Annotated in this window: 3 protein-coding genes and 1 pseudogene; all 4 read right to left on the bottom strand. The window is 41.2% G+C overall.

Features of this window, described 5'->3' with window-relative positions:
- Positions 1-8 precede the first annotated feature (8 nt).
- Positions 9-338, bottom strand: coding sequence for a DUF928 domain-containing protein (locus tag ACFE90_RS36845; protein ID WP_375507185.1), 330 nt, complete (start codon positions 336-338; stop codon positions 9-11).
- A gap of 196 nt (positions 339-534) precedes the next feature.
- On the bottom strand, positions 535-2466 hold the full coding sequence (locus ACFE90_RS36840; protein ID WP_375507184.1) for a CHASE2 domain-containing protein: 1932 nt from the start codon (positions 2464-2466) through the stop codon (positions 535-537).
- 24 nt (positions 2467-2490) lie between these two features.
- On the bottom strand, positions 2491-3162 hold the full coding sequence (locus ACFE90_RS36835; RefSeq protein ID WP_375507183.1) for a response regulator: 672 nt from the start codon (positions 3160-3162) through the stop codon (positions 2491-2493).
- Positions 3163-3343: 181 nt separating this feature from the next.
- Positions 3344-3514: pseudogene (locus ACFE90_RS36830) on the bottom strand (ISAzo13 family transposase); the annotation flags it as partial.
- Positions 3515-4056: the final 542 nt, after the last annotated feature.

Here is a 4056-nt window from a genome sequence, read left to right as displayed (position 1 = left end):
CCTCGCTACTATCCACATCTGGATTCACAAAATATTATTAGTGGGATAGGTTCCTTGGAAGCAGAGTCACCAGGGACAAACCAAGCGAACGTAGGATGTGAAGATATTGTCCGTCCAACATAATCGCCAGAGGCAATAACGGTTAGCGGTATATCTCCTCCAGAACATCCTCTAGTCGTTCCTGCATCCGATTTGCGGTCTTTCGGGACAGGTTTCTGATTGCCGGGTGCATAGCTTCCAAGAGCTGCCGAAGTTACAATCAGCCCTAAACTTAGGGTACAACTAATAACTAGTTTGATATTGATGCGTTTGTTTAGGAACCACCGGATTGGAATCATTATAATCTTGGTTGAGTAAACATTAGTTGAGCAAACATTAATTAATTTAATTAATATATACAAATAAGAGTGCCATAACAGGTATATCTGATTCACATATTAGGTTTGCTAATCATTGTCGTCACCACTGCCGCAGATGTAAATGAACAAGCAGGGGCCAAAAAGTATTATCCTAAAAGCTCTTTTTTATGGAGTTTCATATTAAATTGATATTACGCCCTATGCGGGCAAAAATCCAGCTTTTACTCGTAATAGGCCAAGTTAACTCACACAAAGTTCCTTTATCTTTAAGAGACTTTCGCTGAAACTTTCCTCTTAATTTTTTTGCTATATTTAGACACTGCTTCGTTCCTTGCCCTTCATAATCCGAGTGAATGCCAGTCCCATTATCTTTAATGCTTAAAGTGTACCAGCCTTCATTTTGTTTGCCAGTAGCACAGAGACGGGTCACTCCTTTGGCATGTTTGCCGACATTGCATAATGCTTCTTCCAAAAATTGGCAGAGTTCTTGCTTTTGCTCAATGCTTAAGTATTTCTCATCAATCGGAGCGAACGAATAGGCTTTAACTTTGAGCGTTTTAAAGCAGGGAAAGTCTCGCTGGAGTGTATGGCTGTAGATTTCATATAAAAGGTTGCGAATTGGCAGCTTTAAGTCTAAGATTAGACCACTGCCGAGACGGAGACTTTCCTTTCGGTTTAAGGCTTCTAGTTTCAGATATTCGCCAACTTCTCGAATTTCGTAGTTTAGATTTTGCAGGTCAAGGAGCAATTGACTTTGTTCTAAATCTTGGTCTTGAACGTGCCTCAAAATCTTGGCTAGTGTTTGTAAGGGTCCATTATGGATTACAACAAATGTCCGCTCAATAGTGTGTTGGCGGATCTCAATCTGAGACTTCAAAAATCGATCGTATTGATAAAAAGTACTCAAGATTGCACCATTGATAACCAAAACAAGTAGTGCTGGAGCTACTGGAATCCACCATCCGTTAACAATGAAGGTATAACCAATTCCAACTAAACCAAGGCTGGCAACAGCAACATACACAAGGTTTTTCAATAGAGATTGAGTCAGCCGACCGAGATAAATGGCTAAAATGCCCCAACCGACAATCCAAAGATATTCCCAACCCTGTGACCAGGTTTGAAAAACGGGTCGTCTGTCGAGAACAGCACTGACAATTTGGCTAACAACATGGGCATGAAATTCTACTCCATAAATTTTCCCAGGCGGTTGCAAATTAGCGATCGCAGAGGTATTGATGAAGTCTTTAATACTAGGAGCTGTTATCCCAATCAGAACGATGCGTCCACCGAAGGCATCGCGCAGCAGATTGGGATTACCCTTCCCGGTTTCGATATCGTTAATATCTTTAAGCGATAGGGTGCGAAATCGTTCTCGAGTATTGCGATAATTGAGGAGTAACTGAACTCCAAAATCATCAGTTCGCACGTAGCCCCCAGAATTTGGGAAAAAGCGAGGGAGTTCAGTGGAACCAAACCGCATCGCATGGAGATCGCGAATGCCATTGCTCAGTTCAATGCCTTCAGCCTTGAGATACCTTTGTGCCAGACGTAAAGGCAGGGAAAATGCATATTTTTTATCGTCTTCAGGTCTATTCGTTTCAAGTATTGCACGCCTGACTTTGCCGTCATCATCGGAAAGGACATCTGCAAAACCGATTTGTTCTGAGGGTAAGTCGGGGGGTGGCTTAATGACTTTGGGTAAAGCTTTTTCAACCGCAATCAGATTTTTGATGTCTTTAAAGGCTGCAACCAATTCGGCATGACCAGGTTCAACGGGTATATCTCTAACAATATCAAGACCAATCACTTTGGGTTGGTACTTCTGCAACGTTCTTAGCAGTTTGGCAATCTCGCGATCGGGTATAGGGTAATTTCTTATACGTTGGATATCATCCTCATCAATTCCGACAATAACAACTCGTTCGTCGATAGGTTCCCAAGGGCGCAGGCGGAGAAAGGAGTCGAGAGTTACACATTCTATAAATTGCAGTGACCCATTCAGGCGAAGAAGGATAACCAGTCCCAAAAAAGCAGTTACTGGCCGTGCTGCTACAGACCAGATGGCAATTCCTTGTTTAAATTTGTTCCAAATACCTGGTAGCAAAAGTTTCTTCCTTAACAAATTTGGTCAATCAATAAACCCCTCTTCTCTGGCTTGTTTCTCCGTTTGAATGCGAAGACTTTTGCCCTCTTCAGGGTAAACACCTAAAACGTCTTGAATTTTAGCCCAATAGTGGCGTACCGTTCTAGGTGCTACTCGCATCCGTTCGGCAATGACTTTATCTTCCAATCCTTCTTCAAAGGCTAGATTGAGTACCTCGATCCACTCTGGCTTGACTTCTTTTGGAGGCATTTTGAGGTCTTTGGTATGTGTGACTCCTTTGAGTGCCAAGTCAATCCGGCTCAACATCTCTTGGCTGGAAAGTCCTTTGTCCGCCACAGTGAATCCTCCTTCATGAGCATCGATGTCCGCTTTAATCCGCACCAGTGCTTTGACATAACTGCTTTGCACGACCAGATTGAGGGTAAGATAGTTTTTCATTAACGTTTCCAAGCTTTTAATACCTCGATTGATTTCGGCAGTGTCTTTGGAGGTTTCTGGCAGGGAAAGATCCATAATAACTAAGTCGGGCCCAAATGCTTCGACTTGCTCGATAGCATTCTGGGTTGTTTTGGCGGTGAGGATTTTGGCTTGTGGGTAGTGACGTTTCAGCAAATCAAGCGTTCCATTCAGGATTAGTTCATGGTCATCCACCACAAGTATTTTGAGCCTCTCTTGTTCTGGTAAATCTTGACTCATTGTTGAAACCTCGAATTTGACAACGTTACTATACCGAATGGCATCGGGTCGTGATAGGGAAAAAGGTGCATAATAATTAGTATTGACTACTTTGACTACTTCAATCTTTGAGAAAAATTGACTCCAATTAGGTTATTCCATTATAGATATCAATAAAGCATTTACCTAGATTGGGAAATTTTTAATGTGTAGAATTGGTGAGACGCTCAATTTGTCGCTCAATTTTAGACATAGCTTTTTTAATAAGCTTAACTCCGCTTTCGTAAGTTTGAGTTACTAATTTAATGAGAGGATGCTTATCTTTCCATGTCATATTTTTAGCAAAGTTTAAAGCTATCTCCATTCGTGACAGGTTAGGACAAAATTAGTTTTGTCAATAGTAGTTACGTGATAAGCTAGGGCGATATTTAGGTATCAAATTAAATATTGTACGGCGTTTGTCAGGTAAGAATGAGTGATGCCTTTGAAAATGAGGCATAGGCGTAGCCCGCCTTCGGCATCGCTAGCCCAGAAATTGTGTTTTCCATCCTTGTTTTCGGCAAAAATTCAAGCACTATTACTTATTGACAAATTGGTTATGACCTCAAACAGCCTTGCTGAGTCAAAATGTGAATCAGGCGATCGCTGCAACCAGGCGAGAGCAGGACATCTTGAGTGTTACTGAACCATACTTAAGATAATGTATTACTAGGGGAATATAAAGTTTAAGTATTTATTCTGATTTATAATAACAAAAAGTTTTACGATGCAGTCGAGCCAGATATAGCAACTGTCTAATTTATTAGGACATGACTAGAAGTATTATCATTACCTACTCTCATTTGATTTGCTATGGCTAAACCCTGAACCTATCCCACTAATAATATTTTGTGAATCCAGATGTGGATAGTAGCG

It is taken from the genome of uncultured Nostoc sp. (assembly GCF_964245445.1).
Taxonomy (GTDB): Bacteria; Cyanobacteriota; Cyanobacteriia; order Cyanobacteriales; family Nostocaceae; genus Nostoc.
This window is presented reverse-complemented; position numbering and strand designations above follow the sequence as displayed.

Excerpts from the sequence above, each read along its gene's own strand:
- ACFE90_RS36845 (WP_375507185.1), bottom strand. The coding sequence starts at position 338 with ATGATTCCAATCCGGTGGTTCCTAAACAAACGCATCAATATCAAACTA.
- ACFE90_RS36835 (WP_375507183.1), bottom strand. The coding sequence starts at position 3,162 with ATGAGTCAAGATTTACCAGAACAAGAGAGGCTCAAAATACTTGTGGTG.